Source organism: Methylophilaceae bacterium (genome assembly GCA_018398995.1).
GTDB lineage: Bacteria > Pseudomonadota > Gammaproteobacteria > Burkholderiales > Methylophilaceae.
Window position 1 is genome coordinate 881,103 of the sequence record CP073759.1, and the last position, 16,674, is coordinate 897,776.

Annotated in this window: 15 protein-coding genes; 7 read left to right on the forward strand and 8 right to left on the reverse strand. The window is 41.3% G+C overall.

Annotated elements, in window-relative coordinates:
* Window positions 1-457 precede the first annotated feature (457 nt).
* Both KFB94_04600 and KFB94_04605 read left to right on the forward strand, forming a co-directional pair.
* Complete coding sequence (locus KFB94_04600) at window positions 458-1,060, forward strand: LON peptidase substrate-binding domain-containing protein (protein ID QVL46376.1); 603 nt, start codon at window positions 458-460, stop codon at window positions 1,058-1,060.
* 254 nt (window positions 1,061-1,314) lie between these two features.
* Complete coding sequence (locus tag KFB94_04605; GenBank protein QVL46377.1) at window positions 1,315-1,917, forward strand: DUF4893 domain-containing protein; 603 nt, start codon at window positions 1,315-1,317, stop codon at window positions 1,915-1,917.
* Window position 1,918: 1 nt separating this feature from the next.
* Here KFB94_04605 and KFB94_04610 read toward each other — a convergent pair whose 3' ends face one another.
* From KFB94_04610 to KFB94_04630, 5 genes are all read right to left on the reverse strand, one after another.
* Window positions 1,919-2,530, reverse strand: coding sequence for a hypothetical protein (locus KFB94_04610; protein QVL46378.1), 612 nt, complete (start codon window positions 2,528-2,530; stop codon window positions 1,919-1,921).
* The gene (locus KFB94_04615) at window positions 2,527-3,072 is read right to left on the reverse strand and encodes a DUF1311 domain-containing protein (protein ID QVL46379.1); all 546 of its coding nucleotides are present in this window, start codon (window positions 3,070-3,072) and stop codon (window positions 2,527-2,529) included. Before KFB94_04615 ends, KFB94_04610 begins: the two co-directional genes overlap by 4 nt.
* Window positions 3,073-3,413: 341 nt before the next feature.
* A complete protein-coding gene (locus KFB94_04620; protein ID QVL46380.1) occupies window positions 3,414-4,127 on the reverse strand; it encodes a carbonic anhydrase in 714 nt (237 codons plus the stop codon).
* Window positions 4,128-4,299: 172 nt separating this feature from the next.
* On the reverse strand, window positions 4,300-4,449 hold the full coding sequence (locus KFB94_04625) for a hypothetical protein (protein ID QVL46381.1): 150 nt from the start codon (window positions 4,447-4,449) through the stop codon (window positions 4,300-4,302).
* 433 nt (window positions 4,450-4,882) lie between these two features.
* On the reverse strand, window positions 4,883-5,770 hold the full coding sequence (locus KFB94_04630; protein ID QVL46382.1) for a LysR family transcriptional regulator: 888 nt from the start codon (window positions 5,768-5,770) through the stop codon (window positions 4,883-4,885).
* Between the two features lie 95 nt (window positions 5,771-5,865).
* Between KFB94_04630 and KFB94_04635 the strand changes: the two genes are divergently transcribed.
* The gene (locus tag KFB94_04635) at window positions 5,866-7,407 is read left to right on the forward strand and encodes an NADH-quinone oxidoreductase subunit L (GenBank protein ID QVL46383.1); all 1,542 of its coding nucleotides are present in this window, start codon (window positions 5,866-5,868) and stop codon (window positions 7,405-7,407) included.
* The gene (locus tag KFB94_04640) at window positions 7,385-9,958 is read left to right on the forward strand and encodes a DUF2309 domain-containing protein (GenBank protein ID QVL46384.1); all 2,574 of its coding nucleotides are present in this window, start codon (window positions 7,385-7,387) and stop codon (window positions 9,956-9,958) included. The genes KFB94_04635 and KFB94_04640 overlap by 23 nt, the downstream gene beginning before the upstream one ends.
* Window positions 9,959-10,070: 112 nt before the next feature.
* On the opposite strand, the gene KFB94_04645 is transcribed toward KFB94_04640, so the two are convergent.
* Window positions 10,071-10,868, reverse strand: a complete 798-nt coding sequence (locus KFB94_04645; GenBank protein QVL46385.1) for a MipA/OmpV family protein — start codon at window positions 10,866-10,868, stop codon at window positions 10,071-10,073.
* A 205-nt stretch (window positions 10,869-11,073) separates the two neighbouring features.
* On the opposite strand from KFB94_04645, the gene KFB94_04650 reads away from it, so the two are divergent.
* Genes KFB94_04650 through KFB94_04660 form a run of 3 tightly spaced genes read left to right on the forward strand, consistent with a single transcriptional unit; the run spans window position 11,074 to window position 13,426 of the window.
* On the forward strand, window positions 11,074-11,421 hold the full coding sequence (locus tag KFB94_04650) for a PepSY domain-containing protein (protein ID QVL46386.1): 348 nt from the start codon (window positions 11,074-11,076) through the stop codon (window positions 11,419-11,421).
* Window positions 11,422-11,423: 2 nt separating this feature from the next.
* Window positions 11,424-12,092, forward strand: a complete 669-nt coding sequence (locus KFB94_04655) for a response regulator transcription factor (protein QVL46387.1) — start codon at window positions 11,424-11,426, stop codon at window positions 12,090-12,092.
* Window positions 12,089-13,426 carry a sensor histidine kinase gene (locus KFB94_04660; protein QVL46388.1) on the forward strand — a complete coding sequence of 446 codons (1,338 nt, stop codon included), beginning with the start codon at window positions 12,089-12,091 and terminating at the stop codon, window positions 13,424-13,426. Before KFB94_04655 ends, KFB94_04660 begins: the two co-directional genes overlap by 4 nt.
* On the opposite strand, the gene KFB94_04665 is transcribed toward KFB94_04660, so the two are convergent.
* Both KFB94_04665 and pepN read right to left on the reverse strand, forming a co-directional pair.
* Window positions 13,423-13,740 carry a PepSY domain-containing protein gene (locus KFB94_04665; protein QVL46389.1) on the reverse strand — a complete coding sequence of 106 codons (318 nt, stop codon included), beginning with the start codon at window positions 13,738-13,740 and terminating at the stop codon, window positions 13,423-13,425. The genes KFB94_04660 and KFB94_04665 overlap by 4 nt on opposite strands.
* A gap of 111 nt (window positions 13,741-13,851) precedes the next feature.
* Window positions 13,852-16,461: an aminopeptidase N gene (gene pepN / locus KFB94_04670; GenBank protein ID QVL46390.1), complete on the reverse strand. Its 2,610-nt coding sequence runs from the start codon at window positions 16,459-16,461 to the stop codon at window positions 13,852-13,854.
* Window positions 16,462-16,674 lie beyond the last annotated feature (213 nt).

Below are 16,674 nucleotides of genomic sequence, written 5' to 3' on the forward strand. Positions count from 1 at the left end.
GAGATAAATTGCCGCGGCCTATAACGATTAAAAATACCCAATCTCCGCTTAACACCACCACCATCTTATCTGAATGCAGTTATAAAATTGAAATTACCTTGTATCTATGACTCAATTTTTAGCATTAGTTCCTATGGCATTGTAATCGCTTCGTGATGGGTCTCTGTTAACAGTAAGTACACGCTGACTTAATGCTAACAAAATGAGCCCAATCAAGCCGTTGTATTCAATAATGCTTAACTAATGTAGATGAAGATTTCGTGCAATCTACTGGTGGTCACCAATCAATGACAAGAGATGATTCGCTTGCTGTATGATTGATTTCTACGCATTCAAACCAAGTAATTGAACCAAGTAATTGAACCTAGCAATTAAACCTAGTAATTGAACCTAGTAATTGAACCTTGGTGAATAAATATAGACTTAATTTGTGACTATTTTGAAGATCAATAACATCATGCAAACTTTACCAATATTCCCATTAAATCTTGTGTTATTTCCAGGCGGCCTATTACCGTTACATATTTTTGAGCAACGTTATGTTGATATGGTGAGCGCTTGTTTACGCAATAATACTGACTTTGGTATTGTGAGTGCGATGCATGATGATCATACGCAATGGCCATTTGCACGTATTGGTACATCTGTCGAAATTTCAGATATAGATGTGCCAAGTCCGGGTTTGTTTGATATTAAATGCATAGGCTTGAAAAAATTTAAGCTAGCTACGGTCAAACAACAGGCGGACGGCTTGTGGGTAGGCGAAGTAGAGTTTTTTAATGCTGAGCCAACAATCAAGGTCCCTAAGGACTTAATGTCTGCTCAGGAAAGCTTTGAGCGCTTGATTGAAAGTTTTAAGCAACAAGGCTTGACTGAACAAGATTTGCCTTTTGTCAGACCTTATCAGTTTAATGACTGCGCTTGGCTTGCTAATCGTTGGAGTGAACTGTTGTCACTTCCATTAATTCAGAAACAACGCTTGCTCGATCTTGAGAGTCCCTTAATTCGGCTGGAGTTAATTAATGATATTTTGAATCAGGACATTAAAAAAATGTCTTGAGATTACGATTAGCGATTCAACCATCAGCAAAGCTTTACTAAAACAACTATTTAATAGCCGTTCAATTGTACAATAATAATGCTCAGCCCATGCTGGGCTTTATTATTATCAAATGCTCGCCTCAATCAACTCCCATACAATTCAACATGCTCTGCAGGGTTAGCATAAAAGCATTGATGCAAATTGCGCTAGACTACACACTTTCAATAGATACCGTTATAGTTTAACTAAACCAGAATTAGGAAATATTAAGGATGAAATACGCTATATATCGAACACTATTGCCAATGATGCTTGTGTTATTGTTCACTCAAATCTGTAAAGCGGATGGGGCTATTGTGCGCTTATTAACAGCTAAAGATCAATTAGTCTTGGATGAGTTTGCTGCTAGACGAACTAGCGCCATCGAAAGTGCTAGAACAATAGCTGATGAAAAAAAACTAAGTATACTGAACGCAACATTAGCAGGCACATTGAGAAGTTTTGACGACGGTTACGATCCAATTGGGAAATGGAAATGTCGCTACCTTAAACTAGGGTTAACAGAAGAAGTCGTCATTTATAATTGGTATAGTTGTAAAATTTTTGATGACGGCGCAGGCTGGATTCTCAAAAAAGAGTCAGGTTCACAGCGTTTTGTGGGTAGACTTTATCGTTTAACGCATGAGCAATTACTATTTTTAGGATCATTACACTACGCATATGAAGACCCAATAGCATTTGGTGCAGATATTAAGCGTAAACAAGTGGCCATTTTGACCAGCTTAACAGACGGCCGTTTACGTCTTGAGTTTCCTGCTCCGCTATCCGAATCTACATTTGATATTGTTGAATTAGCACCCATACGGGCGCCTTAATTTAATGCAATACAGTAATGCTTGAAGGATCAAACATTGGGCGCTCCTGACCTTCATTGACAAAAATAGCAAGATCAGGTGAACGGCGATCAACCATGAAATATCGCACGCCATGGGTTGATTGCCCGTAAGGCCCGCAACGGTCTTCAGGCACCTCGCTTGTCTCATTGTGCTCAATGTCATCAGTCAGCAAAGAGCGAAGTTCAAACAAACGCATGTTGGCTGTGGATGTGCTTATTGAAACGCGCTCCCAATAGCAATGATGATCAGATTGTAAAAAACCAGCCTCGCCAAGTGATGTGCTGAGCGATGAAATCCCTGTATCTTTAGCGATCTTCCAAGGCTGAACAACCAACTCTATCTGTTGATTGTCATGTTGCAGTACAAAGGCTTTGCGCACATCATCCCAATCAATACGCCATTGACCTGTTGATAATTGACAAACTTCACTCCACATGCCAAGACCACCTCCTTGAATCCATCGCCACGAACAGTCATGGTCAGATGTGAGCCAATTGGGTTGGGATGGAAGTGCTTGCGTATCTTTACTCGACTGATCATTCGCAGTCGCAGCCAATAAAATCAAACCAGCAATCAGCACGTTCACTATCATTGTGACCACCACCCTTCAAGTTTAAGTGCTTGTCTTGCTGTTTCGTGCATGTGGCAAGCCATCGTTGCGGGTCCACCGCCTGTACCACCTAACCATTGCGCTTGCTCATAAAGACAAGTCGCATCACGGAACGATATCCAGTTTCGTTGCATATCGCGTAATGTATCGGTGAGCGTAATAGCAGTTGCTCGAATACTGGTCATTTCCTTATCTTCTTTTTTAGCGTTTCGCAGGCGATTGATATAAGCTTGATTAAGCCTTTTATCCCAATAATGAAGTTCTCCTTCAAGACAAGACATCATGCCCATAGTGGTATCTCCGCTTGGAGATGTCATACATACTTTTGCGGATAAGCCAACACAATCCAATACACTATAGCCAGATAAACTAGGCGATGCTTTATAAGCCTCAACTAAACATTGGTTGGTCGCTGCTGAAGTAAAAACCGGATCTGATTGCCCGATAGCACCTTGACTTAAAATCAATCCCACAATACCCCAATAAACTGGTGTGATCGTTTTTTTAATGGGTAAAGTAATCATCGCGCGCTAACCTCAATTTAGTTGATAACAATCAATATCATAGCAAAATTAGGCAATCAGTTCATGCGCTAAAAAGCCATCTTAGGCTAGCGTTTTTATGGAATTTCAGGTTGCTAAGGCAAGCATTACTTCGTTCTATTAGGTTTACGGCGCGCTGATTATGATGATGAATCGGTGACGACATATTGTCTACCATCATCACTACAACTTGATTACTTTAGTCTTGGTTTTTTTCAAACCCCCACTATCATCTATTTAAACTGGGGGTTCATTTAGGCTCACGGCAGGGCTATCAATCAATCACCCACATCATCAACTGCTTTATTTTGGAATAAGCCTGACTATTCTTGAAAGGTAACGACGCCAGTATCCATATCATATAATGCGCCTACGATTTTTATTTTCCCACGCTGCTCTAAGTCTTTTAATACTGAGCTGCGTTCACGAATATCGTTGATTGTGATATTGACATTACTTTCTGTTACAAGCTGCACAAATTCACTATTCTTTGACGTTTTATCCCCTTGGTAACTAGCGTGCGCATCAATCGCAGGTTTGATATTGGCAAGCATTGCTGTGACATTGCCTAGTTGGGTGTGATCAACAGCATGTTTAATTGCCCCACAACTGCCATGCCCCATCACAACAATGACTTTAACGCCATCACCGTTGTCATGAATGCCAGCAAACTCCATACTACCTAGGATATCAATATTTTCAAAATTACCTGCAACACGTGCCACAAACAGATCACCAATACCCAAGTCGAAGACATCCTCAACTGGGATTCGAGAATCTAAACAAGACAGCACAAGGGCTTTTGGATATTGCCCCTTTGAGGCGTATCGCACTTGTGCAGAATGATCTCTGCTGGTGATTGTGCCTGCTACAAAGCGCTCGTTACCTTCTTTAAGGTACTGCAAGACATCGTCTGGCGTCATTGCTGCACGATCATTTTTCGATAACACGCTATTTACAGTGGTGGGCGCGTCTTGCATACAGCCTGTACTGAAGCCAGCGGCTAATAACAAACTCATGATGATGGTTTTATTCAAGTTAATTCTCCTTTTGGTTATTTTTAACAACATGAAGTGGGTAAATCAGATGACATTTTGCCCGAGAGCACTTTTTACTAAAAACAGGCTAGCCTTGCCGATATTACAATTGCTATTGAATGGCTGGTTAAAACAGATAATGGCTAAGTTATGTGCGTAATCGCTCATTATATTAATCATGCGAAATGGCAGGCATGGCTTGCCCTATGCTCCACCGATTTGCAATTTCCTTTGCATGGTGAATAGATACATGCGGTAGAAGCTGCGAAATTTTATCGCGTTGTTGATGCGCCTCCTCTAGTTGGATAGATTGCACTGGCATAATGCATGGTTGCGCTGGAAGATGCGCTCCAAATGAAAAGAAATAACAAAGATAATATGTAACGATTTAGCCATCATTTAGCCATCTGCACACCTTTCTTATTGTCATGTTATTCCTTCTAAAAACAGCATTGCCGTTTAAAGCATGAAAGCCAGTTTTCGCTCTCATCGCCTGTTACAGGGCTATATTCAACTTTTTTGTCTTTAAGTACAATATTATATTGATAACAAATAATTCTAATTTATAGAACTATTGATAGCTGATTTGGCTGAAAAAAATGGCTGGATAAAACGGATGAAGGACTGACTTTAAAGTGATCCAGTATTCTGTATCAATGCGCTCGCTTATCTGCTTCAGTTACCTAGTTGCAACAACACACAGTTAGCCACAAGCGTATTGAATATGCCAGGCGGCTATCAATAGATAGGGTTTGTTAATGCTTTTGTATGTTGAAGTCTTTGATTAAATCAATCACGACTTGATTATATTTGTGTTTTTTTACTGTCACGACATAAAAATTTTCGAATATATTTGGCAAAATGGTATATGCAGTGAGGTTGCCATTGGCAATCTCATCTTTTACCACCACGCTAGGCATAACCGCCACTGCTTTTGTATCTCGGGCAAGTAACCTGAGCATCGCCATGTCATCGGCTTCTCCAAGAATATTGGGTTGAAATTGATATTGGGCACAAAGACCATCAAACGCAGATCGAATGGGGCTATTGGATAAAGGAAGTATCCAATCGACATGTCTATAGGCCTCATTAAAATTGGGGCCTAATTGCAAACCAGGATGCCCAATCACACAAATGGGTTGTTTGGTTAATAATTGACATTGCCAAGATTGTTGATTAGAGCCTCTTACCTCAATATTGGTGAGAATCAAATCTAGCTCATGGTTGGAGAGTTCGCTCAATAAGTTTGCTTGGCCTCTTGCTGCAATCACTAATTTAATCTTGGCGTTATTCATTAAGGGGGTCACAAAAGCTTCAACAAAGTTACGTGACATGGTTGATAGCATGCCTATCCTGATGGTTTGCTCTTCTGATTGATAACCTTTGGTGAGAATACCCTCTAACTCGTTGCCTAAATTAAAGATAGATTCTGCGTAAGAAAATGTGATTTTGCCAACATCGGTTAATACCAGCCTACGCTTTTCTCGCGTGAAGAGTTGATTGCCCACACTCTCTTCCAGCTGCTTGATTTGTGAGGATAAAGCAGATTGAGAGACATGTAATATTTCAGCTGTTTTAGTCAGATTACCAATTTTGGCTACTTGCCAAAAGTAATTGAGATGGTGATAGTTAAGTTTTGACATTGTTCTTTAAAACAGAATGGTTTGTTATAAACAATATATTTTACTTGATTAATTGAATGATGGACAATGTTTTTTGCTTAATGAGGATATGCGCAATGAACCAAACCATTATTAACACTTTAATCAACTTAGCATTGTTTAGTCCATTGATTTCGTTGCTTTTTTCGACGACAAAACACCGCTGGGAAATTGCTTACATGGTGCGATTGGCTGGCTTATTGTCAAGTGCAGCAATTTGGTTTTGTGTCGTCTTTAAGGTTGATTTGATTCATGCATTTCCACTGATTCAATTAAGTGGCGTATCCAGCACCGTATTGTTATTGGTCCATTTTATTGGATTTATTGTTCTGAATTATGCCCGCAAAAATTTTGAGTTAGATGCTGATAATCAGCGCTTTTTACAATGGTTTTTAATCACATTATTTTGTGTGATGGCGACAGTGGTGAGCAACCATTTATTGTTACTTTGGTTGGGCTGGGTGTCTATTAGTATTAGCTTGCACCAGCTACTGATCTTTTATCCAACGCGCTATCGAGCCGCATTAGCTGCCCATAAAAAGTTTATTTTTGCCAGAGCGGCAGAATTGCTATTAGGGATTGCTTTTTTAATTCTTTATGCTGAACATGGGACAGGTTATATCGATCGCATTTTTAATCAATATCCGTTACCGCAATTAAGTTTACAGCTACATATTGCAGCACTCTTAATTGCCAATGTTGTGTTAATTAAATGTGCACAACTACCGCTTCATGGTTGGTTGGTGCAAGTGGTTGAATCGCCGACGCCAGTATCTGCTTTATTACATGCTGGCATCATCAATTTAGGCGGCTTACTATTATTAATGTTTGCCCCGTTATTTTCTCAGTCTTTACCTGCCCAAGCGCTCGTTTTGGTTGTTGCTTGCCTATCTGCTGTTTGTGCATCTTTGGTGATGATGACGATTACCAGCATTAAGGTAAGACTGGCATGGTCGACTATTGCGCAGATGGGGCTGATGTTGGTTGAATGTGCGCTAGGCTTATATACACTCGCGTTACTGCATTTATTAGCGCATTCCGTCTATAAAGTGTATGCATTCTTAACCGCTGGCGAAGCGGTCAATCAGCATGTTTTACAGCAGAATTCGCTTGCAGAAAACACCCGATTAGACTGGCTGTTTGCTGGGCTGATTGCCGCAAGCATTCTCTTTGCTTCTATCTATTTAGGCTGGGTCAACGCGCCCTATAGCCCATGGATATTATTGACTGGCACTGCCATTGTGTTGCTGGCAAACCGAAGCTTAATCACCACACCCTTTGCAGCTATTGTGCCTGTCATTGCCTTGGTAACGACTTATATTGTTTTAAAAGGCGGTGTGGCTGGCTTATTTCCAACTATTCAACATACGTATTATTGGCAGTCAGATTGGTTGGTTAGTCTATTATTTATTGGTTTGTTTATTGCCTATTTTGCATTATTTGAAATGAAGCACCAGGCGCTTCGGCAACGTGTTTTACCGCACTTAAACGCTGGATTTTATTTAGACGAATGGTCAACCAGAATTACCTTGAGACTATGGCCGATTAGTCTGCCAAAAAAACAAACGGCATATAAATTAGAACAGGAGTTTGCCAATGAAATCAGCAATAAAGCATAGTGGGCAGTCGCAATACAGCAGTCTGAATGCATTTGATGCTGTTGCCATAGCCGCCAATAAAATTGCCCCTACCTGGCCTTTGGATCAGTCGATTGCGGTTAATCCTTGGTGGGAGCTAAGAGGCATGGACATGGCTGAGGCTGCTGCAAAATTACGGTTTTTGGGCAATATGAATATGCTCATGCCCAAACACTACTACCGCTCATTGTGGTTAGTTGAGATTAAAGATTGGCATTTAAATGAAGCAAAAAAACAACTACAAGTAAGCGCTAGTAATGCGCAGTTAGTAGAATATGTAGAGGGTGCAGACCACCATCAACACTGGTTACATATCAGCGATTTTCTTGATGCTCAAGAATCGCATCAATATAAAATCTCATGGCGCGAAGAAGTGTTACAGCAGATGAGTAATTTCTGCGCTTTTCATTTACAACATCATCAAAATACTGATGGTCAAGCAGCAGACGAAAATGCTTTTTATAAAGCATGGCGGGCATCTGCTATTGCAGATCATGGTATGCAGATTTTGACTGGTGAAAATAACCTCAATCAACTCTTTGCCAGCTTACCCGACGATGCGGAGGCATTTGTTGCGCAGCATGTTGTTGATCTGACCAATCATAATGTTGATGAAGCGGCATGGGAAGACTATGTGTATGCGTTAGTGCTAGATATTAACGGCTGGGCGTCTTGGCTCGCTTACGATCAGTGGCAAGCCAATTTATACCAAAAAGAACACCAACATCTGTTAAGACAACTGATTGTTATCAGAATGGCTTGGGATTGGGTGCTGTGGCAAAATACGGCTTTGACCGATAGCCATTTGTTTACCCAATTAAAATATACGGTTAACCAACAGTTGGCGCAAGCCAAACAAAAACAACTACAGTGCTTTAATGAAAATAGATGGTTATGGGTTTGGCACAAGGCGTTAGAGTTAGCATTTCAAGCCAAGATGCAAGACCAATTATTGCTCGCCAATAACCACGAGATTACCACGCCGGCATTACAAGCCGTGTTTTGTATTGATGTGCGATCAGCCATTTATCGTAGCAAACTAGAAGCACAACATGCTGCCATAGAAACCTACGGTTTTGCTGGTTTTTTTGGCTTACCAATCGCTTATTTACCCACGATTAGTAAAAACACCAGACCACAGTTACCAGGATTATTTAAACCAACGTTAGTTGCGCAACAAACGGCTGCAATGGTGCAATCGCATCAGGCAGTGTCTAAACAACAAAAGAAAATGAGTTGGAAAAAAGCGGCGGAGGCAGCACCAGCGACTTTCGGTATTGTTGAGTCACAAGGCTTATTAAAAATGTTTGATTTACTCAAGCAATCTATTTTTGGGGCGCATACCAAACCGAATATCATCAATGATAGTCATCTTGAATGGCAGGTGAACAGTGATGGCAAACCTGTCAGCACAGCCGAACTTGCCGCATTAGCAAAAGCCATTTTGAACGGCATTGGCCTCACAAAGCCATACGCGCCCACGGTTTTGATTGTGGGTCATGGTAGCCTCTCTAACAATAACCCGCATGCCTCATCACTAGATTGTGGCGCATGCGGTGGACAATCTGGCGAGGTGAATGCCACTGTACTTTGCTATCTACTCAATCGCAAGGATATTAGAGCAGCATTACAAGTTGATGGGGTGGTGATTCCAGAAACAACCACTTTTGTACCATGTCTACATCACACAGTGACGGATGAAATAATGGTGCTGAATCAACAAGAAGGCGCTTGGATATCTTGGCTCGCAGCTGCCACAGCCGCTTGCCAGCAACAGCGTTATAAAAAAGATAAGCACCTATATAAAGATGAGCGTAAGATGCAAAAGGCTCTTAAAAAAAGGAGTCAAGATTGGGCCGAACTCAGACCAGAATGGGGTTTAGCTAATAATGCCGCATTTGTTGTTGCCCCCAGGTCACGTACCAGAGGCATAGACTTTGAAGGCCGCAGTTTTTTGCACGACTACCATTGGCAAACTGATGACCATTTCGCGCTATTAACACAAATTATGACCGCACCCATGATTGTCACTAATTGGATTAACCTACAATACTATGCCAGCGTTACTGATAATCAACACTATGGTAGCGGCAATAAAATGTTGCATAACGTAGTTGGTGGCAATTATGGTGTATTTGAGGGTAATGGCGGTGATTTAAGAATAGGCTTGGCCCAACAATCCTTGCATGACGGTAAACAATTGCGCCATCACCCGATTCGATTAAACGTCTATATTGCTGCGCCTAGGAATGCAATCGAAGACATTATGCACAAACATGCGATGGTAAAAGATTTAATTTTGCATCATTGGTTATGCTTGTTTCAATGGGATATTGAAAACGATGCTGTTTGGGCTTATCAAGATCATGGCTGGGAAAAAGTGATGCCAACTGGTGCGCCAATGATGCATAAATCGATTGAAATCAATGGCGATGATATTTCGATCAATAAAAAGATTATCGTTATTAATGGCAAAAAGATTAAAACCGAAGACTATAAAACGACGAGCCAGCAGCGATTGACCCATCACTAGCTCAAGCAAATCATCCAAATTAACAAAGCCCAGATGATCAGTCTGGGCTTTGTTGACTGAATGTATTGACTCTAGCGCACAGCACAAATACAACTCAAACAATCACGATTATTTAGTAAGCAATTGAGTAACCAATATATGCAAAAGGTTGCATACGCGTTTCTACTATTGGGCTGTTTGCCTGTGCGTTACCTAACCTTGTGATGGCAGCGCCAAACAGTAAATAATGCTCGCGCGCCACCGCATAAGCGCCGTTGATACCCACTCTAAGCTCGGTACTAGAGCCAGCAGAATAAGCTGGTCTGAGCGGAGCGGTTTCATTCGCACAGACGCCAAAATAATAGTCATTCATTTTTTGGTTATTCCATGTCATACCAGCGCTGGCATTTAACTTTAATGCACTCCTACGAAATACACTTTTAATATATTGTAAATCGACTGTTTGCCCATTGCTCGCACCACCTGCATCAAATCCCCACTGCGCATTAAAGGTACCGTAATCGGTCTGCCAGCGCACAGTAGGGCCTAAATCAAACGAAAAATCGCGATCTTGCATACCGCGCGTTAGTTGCCCGTCATTGGCATCCCATCCAAATCGCGCTTGTGCTGACAATCCAAATCTCAGACGTTTGTCTTCAGAATCAACGAGCCAAACACCTGCTTGAAGCGCGTTGATATAGTAATCACCATAATTGGCATTAATAATGGGCAAGGCAATGGCCCTAAACTCATCTGAACCTGATGTTTTAGGTAGTATTGCAACACCAAAACCATACAGATTTTTGCTTCTTGGTATGGCTGTTTCAGTATTACGATCAATTTTATCGTTAGCCAATGCTGTGCTTAGAGAAACGAAGCACATACACAAAACAGTGCTGGTGACTGCAACATGATGCTGAATAAATGTCATTGATAATCCATATGATAGCGAGCAATAAATTATACCGCTTGGGCATGATAAAGTGTATGAACAAACTAAATGGTTTGCGGCACTGGCTTTTATTCAGCTTACGTTAAGCTGTTTACTTTAGAATAAGGGCATACAATAAAATCATTAAAAATGCGCTGTTTTGCATCAGACTTTTAACAGGGTAAACTAAAGGTAGAAGCGTTGGATGAACATCAACAAAGTCCATTTTTTTGTTAAACAAATGACTCGCTTGATAAGCAACAAGCGCATGGTATTTCTTGTTGCGTTAAGTGTTAGCACTATGATGGCTAGTGCAGAAGAGAGCATAACTAAGATACGCAAACTCGTTGAATCTGGCGAGATATTGCCTATAGAAAACATCGTTGCATCTGCAAAAAAAATTAAGCCTGGCCAGATTTTAGAAATAGAACTAGAGCGAAAAAAAAGTTTTTATCTGTATGAGGTTGAGATACTTGATCATCAAGATCAAGTTTGGGAGCTAAAATTTAATGCAAAAACTGGAACACTCATCGAGCTAGAGCGCGACGATTAATCATGCGAGTCCTGCTTATTGAAGATGACACCACTATTGGACCACAACTGCAGACTGCGTTGCAACGTGCTGGCTATGCCACTGATTTAGCGACTGATGGCGTTGCCGCCGAAGCACAAGCCGAGCTTGAGCCTTATGATCTGATCATACTCGATTTGGGTTTGCCAAAGCGACCAGGCTTAGATGTACTGACTCATTTGCGCGGGCGCGGCTGTGAAACACCGATTATTATTCTCACTGCACGTGGTAGTTGGCAAGATAAGGTGAGTGGCTTTGATGCAGGCGCAGACGACTATATTGGCAAGCCTTTTCAAATAGAAGAGTTATTGGCAAGAATGAATGCCGTATTAAAACGCAGTGCTGGCATTGCCATGGGCACATTGCAACATGAACAATTCACTTTAGATGAGCAAGCCCAAGCAGTGATTTTTAAAAATAAAACGCGACAAGCGTTAACTGGTGTCGAATTTAGGTTATTGCGTTACTTTATGTTGCACCCAGGTCATGTGTTATCTAAAACGGTGCTAACAGAACATATTTATGAATATGATGCTGATAAAGATAGCAACGTCATCGAAGTGTTTATCAACCGCCTACGACATAAAATTGGTGCCGATCTGATCCAAACCAAACGTGGGCAAGGTTATGTATTTGGTAGCAAGTCACGATGATTTCTCTGAAACGACAGCTTTCGTGGGGCCTTGCCTTTAGTTTAGTCACGCTATTAACTTTGCAGTGGATGGTGGTGACCTATGTGATTAATGAATTAATGCAGAATCAATTGGCTAGTCGTTTAGAACGTGAGGGTGAAAATCTGTTGGCAGGCATTGAGTTTGATGCCTCAGGTTCATTTCTAGTCGATTCTAAATATGTCAGCGCTGTTTATCAACGTCCTTTTTCTGGCCACTATTATGTGATTGTTGCCAATCAACACACTGATCAATCCCGCTCTTTATGGGATGAAGAGATGTCAGTAAAACCACTCAATAAAACTGAACAGATGAGAAGTTATGTGAATGGACCAGAGCAACAGCCTTTACTTGTAGTCACTCATGCTTATCAAAAACAAGGCAATATAGTGACCATAGCGATTGCAGAAAACCTCGCACCAATAAGAGGCAGCATGTCACGCTTTCAACTGCTGTATGCAGGTATTTCTTTGCTGGGTTTGTTTGCCTTACTGTTAATACAGCGCTTGATTGTGTTGCGCGCGTTAAACCCTTTACAACAAGTGACAGACAGTATTGCAAAATTAATCAGTGGTGAGAAAAGTCAAATAGACAACCATGGCCCAGCAGAAATTTCACCACTCATTGAAGAGCTCAACCGCATTCTAGTGGCAGTACAAAGTAAATCTAAGCGCTCTAGAGAGTCACTCGGCAATTTAGCACATGCACTCAAAACAACATTGACCCTGCTCAATCAAGTTGCAGAGCGGCCGGAAATGAGTGAGCATCCAACAATCTGCAATAGTATCTATTCCGCTACCGCATCCATTAGTCAGCATATAGAACGCGAACTCAAAAAAGCCCGAATGATGGGCGATATACATCCAACACAACGCGTAGATTTACATAAAGAAGTCACGCAACTAACGACTACATTACAACAAATCTATGTGGCCAAAAAAATACAAATCATGTGGGAAATGGCACCCAATGCTCAGTTTTATGGCGATAGAGAAGACCTGTTAGAAATGTTGGGCAACTTACTTGATAACGCTTGTAAGTGGTGTGAAAGCAAGGTCTTGCTGACCATCGACGAAACCCAAACCATCGACTTTATCATTGAAGACGATGGGCCAGGCTGTGAAGAGCATACACTGGACAACTTAATACGACGGGGATTTCGTGCTGATGAATCCAAACCAGGCAGCGGTCTTGGACTGGCGATTACCCATGATATTGTCAATAGTTATGGGGCCACAATTGCATTTGCAACATCTAAACGACTGGGTGGCTTGCGCGTCACGGTGAGTTTTCCGCGACGTACAAGCCAAATTTAGAACCAATCTCGCTTGATATTGGTCACTTTGCCAGTTTTGGCATCAATATTCACTTCCCATTCTTTTCCATCCGCATCGATAATTTCAAATTCATAATCCCAGCCTTTCTTGAACTTTCTGTTCTCAAGTTCAGCTTCTTCAATCACGCCGGGTTTAGCTGCCAAAGCTTTGGTTTTTGCTTCTTCATAAGGGATCAAATTAAATGCCTTGGCTATTGATTCCATTTCTTCAAAATCATCATCAGCTGTAGCTGTATGCATGGCACCAAGACTCAAGGTCGCAACTGCAATCAATGTTTGTAGTGGGTATTTCATGTTAACACTCCAATCTATTTATCATGAGTGTCATACTTTATATGACTTGCCTTAACACAAGCTTAACAACAGGATTAAACGCAATCATTGGTAAATAGATTGCCAAATTGGCTAATCTTGCAAACATTTACTCGCGATTTCAAACACATCGTTTGATAGATTGGGTGTTGCCAAAATCGCTTCTAATGTTTGTTTCATCATCGCCTTTAATGCGGGTGTGTAGCGTTTCCATTCGCGTAATGGCGTAACCAGACGCGATGCAATCTGTGGATTAATGGCATTCAATTCGATAATCACGTCTCTTAAAATAGCATAGCCTTTGCCGCTTGGATCATGAAATTTGACGGGATTATTGATTGCAAAAACTGAGTACAATGAGCGAACGCGGTTAGGATTTTTAATGTTAAATTCTGGGTGCTGACGCAATTGCGCAAAATCATCAAATATGGCACTTCGATTAGCCATGGCTTGTAAGGTAAACCATTTATCAACCACCAATTGGTAGCCTTTATATCGTTGATAAAAGTCATTAAACACTGCTACTCGCTCTGGCTGTGTGCTGTCTGCCAAACAAGCTAGCGCAGCCACACGATCAGTCATATTATCTGCCGCATCATAATGTGCTTTGGCTCGTGCTGCGCAACCGCTACCGTTAGTGGCTGTCAACAAAGTGAGCACTGTATTTTGTAAGGCTCTTCTACCCATGGCTTCTGGCGTTAATGAAAAACGACCGGTGTTGCCATTGGCATCATACAAACGCATGAGTGCATCTTTATGTGCGCTTTTAATCGCGGTGAGCATAATAGTTAAAGCTTGGTCAATGGCCGCTGGATCAATCACTGTTAATGATTGCGTAATCACTGCAAATTCAGGCAAGGTTAATGCACGCGCTAATAATGCTTTATCGCCCTGTTCTGCAAGGCCTTGAGCAATCATCGTGCCAATGTCATCAACAAATTGACTAATATCAGCTTGTTTATCGGCCATCACACGCTTAATGGTACGCAAAGCCAACGTTTGCCCTGCTTCCCATCGATTAAATCCATCGGTATCGTGTAGCTGCAACAGTCGCAAATCATCATCTGTTAAATCGGTTATTAACTGAACAGGTGCAGAAAAGCTGCGCAAAATAGAGGGAATAGGACGTGCATCGATATTTGAAAATACAAATGCTTGTTCGCGCTCTGTCATTTCTAAAATCTGGGTTGCATGGGTTTCATTCCCTTGCGCATCCAGTAGACCAACAGCTATTGGAATGACTAATGGTTTTTTATGCGCTTGCCCTGCTGTGTCTGCCTGAGCTTGTTTAAAAGTGAGCGAGAATTGTTGCTGGGTTGGCTCGTATTGACTAGTCACTGTTAGCGTTGGTGTTCCTGCTTGTTTATACCATAAAAAGAATTGCGCCATGTCGCGGCCTGATGCATCAGCCATACATTGCACAAAATCATTACAGGTCACAGCATGGCCATCATAGCGTTCAAAATATAAATCAGTTGCTTTTCGATAGGTTTCGCTACCTAGTAAAGTGTGTTGCATACGAATAATTTCTGCACCTTTTTCATAAATGGTCGTGGTGTAGAAGTTGCTAATTTCGATAAAACTATCTGGTTGCACCGAATGGGCCAACGGACTGGTATCTTCCGAAAATTGTAAACGACGTAAACGGTCAACATCATCAATGCGCTGGACTGCACGTGAATTTAAATCGGCACTAAACTCTTGGTCTCTAAAAACGGTGAGGCCTTCTTTGAGAGACAGCTGAAACCAATCACGGCAGGTGACGCGATTGCCTGTCCAGTTATGAAAATATTCATGCCCAATTACACCTTCCACACTTAAAAAATCCATATCGGTCGCTGTTTCTTGATGCGCAAGTACTAACTTGGTATTGAATACATTCAGCGACGTATTTTCCATTGCGCCCATATTGAAATCGCTCACGGCAACGATATTGAATAAATCTAATTGATACTCACGGCCGTATACTTCCTCATCCCATTGCATGGCTTTTTTTAATGATTGCATGGCGTGACCACATTGTTGTTCATCACCAGCGCGCACATAAATATGTAAATCAACAGTGCGTCCAGTCATGGTGGTAAACGTATCTTCAGTACGCACCAAATCACCTGCAACCAAGGCAAATAGATAACAAGGTTTTGGGAATGGATCATGCCAAACCGTAAAGTGGCGTCCATCGGCCAGTTCGCCCGTTTCTACTAAATTACCATTGGATAGCATAATGGGATAACGCGTTTTATCGCCTTCTATCCGCACAGTAAATGGACTCAATACATCTGGTCTATCTTGATAGTAGGTAATGCGGCGAAAGCCTTCGGCCTCACATTGTGTGCAATAAGTACCTTGCGATTGATACAAACCTTCCAAAGCAGTATTAGAGGCTGGATCAATTTCTGTAACGATTGTTAAGGTAAACTGCTCGCCAGGATTGGAAATGGTCATTTTGTCGTCAGTCATGGTGTAGTCATCACATGCTAGTCCATCTTTTTCAACACTAATAATCATTTGATGTTGTCCATTCAACACCAATGCTTTTGATGCATTGGCTGGATTTTTTACATAGCTCACTTTAGAAGTCACAATGGTTTTGTTTGCCAACAATTCAAACTTGAGGTTTACGTTTTTTACCGCATAAGGTGCTGGCAAGTAGTCTTTTAAATAAATGGTTTTAGGTGTTAGATTGGTTTCAACTTTGTTCATGACGATCTCTATTTAATTTAATTACTATCACGATAGTATAAAAGAGATTAGCTAGTGCGATAGGCCTTATCACACACAACTCACTAAGAAAATAGCCCTTTTACAGCAATTGATGACCGCTATTTAATAAAAATGCCATATTATTTTCATGAAAATATCTCATTTGCTGTTTAGTATGCGCGGATATGGCTGAACATTTATTTCACCTTTCAA

Bases quoted from the DNA above. Each gene is read 5' to 3' on its own strand.
- KFB94_04600 (QVL46376.1), top strand. From the start codon at position 458: ATGCAAACTTTACCAATATTCCCATTAAATCTTGTGTTATTTCCAGGC.
- KFB94_04605 (QVL46377.1), top strand. From the start codon at position 1,315: ATGAAATACGCTATATATCGAACACTATTGCCAATGATGCTTGTGTTA.
- KFB94_04610 (QVL46378.1), bottom strand. From the start codon at position 2,530: ATGATAGTGAACGTGCTGATTGCTGGTTTGATTTTATTGGCTGCGACT.
- KFB94_04615 (QVL46379.1), bottom strand. From the start codon at position 3,072: ATGATTACTTTACCCATTAAAAAAACGATCACACCAGTTTATTGGGGT.
- KFB94_04625 (QVL46381.1), bottom strand. From the start codon at position 4,449: ATGCCAGTGCAATCTATCCAACTAGAGGAGGCGCATCAACAACGCGAT.
- KFB94_04630 (QVL46382.1), bottom strand. From the start codon at position 5,770: ATGTCAAAACTTAACTATCACCATCTCAATTACTTTTGGCAAGTAGCC.
- KFB94_04635 (QVL46383.1), top strand. From the start codon at position 5,866: ATGAACCAAACCATTATTAACACTTTAATCAACTTAGCATTGTTTAGT.
- KFB94_04640 (QVL46384.1), top strand. From the start codon at position 7,385: ATGAAATCAGCAATAAAGCATAGTGGGCAGTCGCAATACAGCAGTCTG.
- KFB94_04645 (QVL46385.1), bottom strand. From the start codon at position 10,868: ATGACATTTATTCAGCATCATGTTGCAGTCACCAGCACTGTTTTGTGT.
- KFB94_04650 (QVL46386.1), top strand. From the start codon at position 11,074: ATGAACATCAACAAAGTCCATTTTTTTGTTAAACAAATGACTCGCTTG.
- KFB94_04655 (QVL46387.1), top strand. From the start codon at position 11,424: ATGCGAGTCCTGCTTATTGAAGATGACACCACTATTGGACCACAACTG.
- KFB94_04660 (QVL46388.1), top strand. From the start codon at position 12,089: ATGATTTCTCTGAAACGACAGCTTTCGTGGGGCCTTGCCTTTAGTTTA.
- KFB94_04665 (QVL46389.1), bottom strand. From the start codon at position 13,740: ATGAAATACCCACTACAAACATTGATTGCAGTTGCGACCTTGAGTCTT.
- pepN (QVL46390.1), bottom strand. From the start codon at position 16,461: ATGAACAAAGTTGAAACCAATCTAACACCTAAAACCATTTATTTAAAA.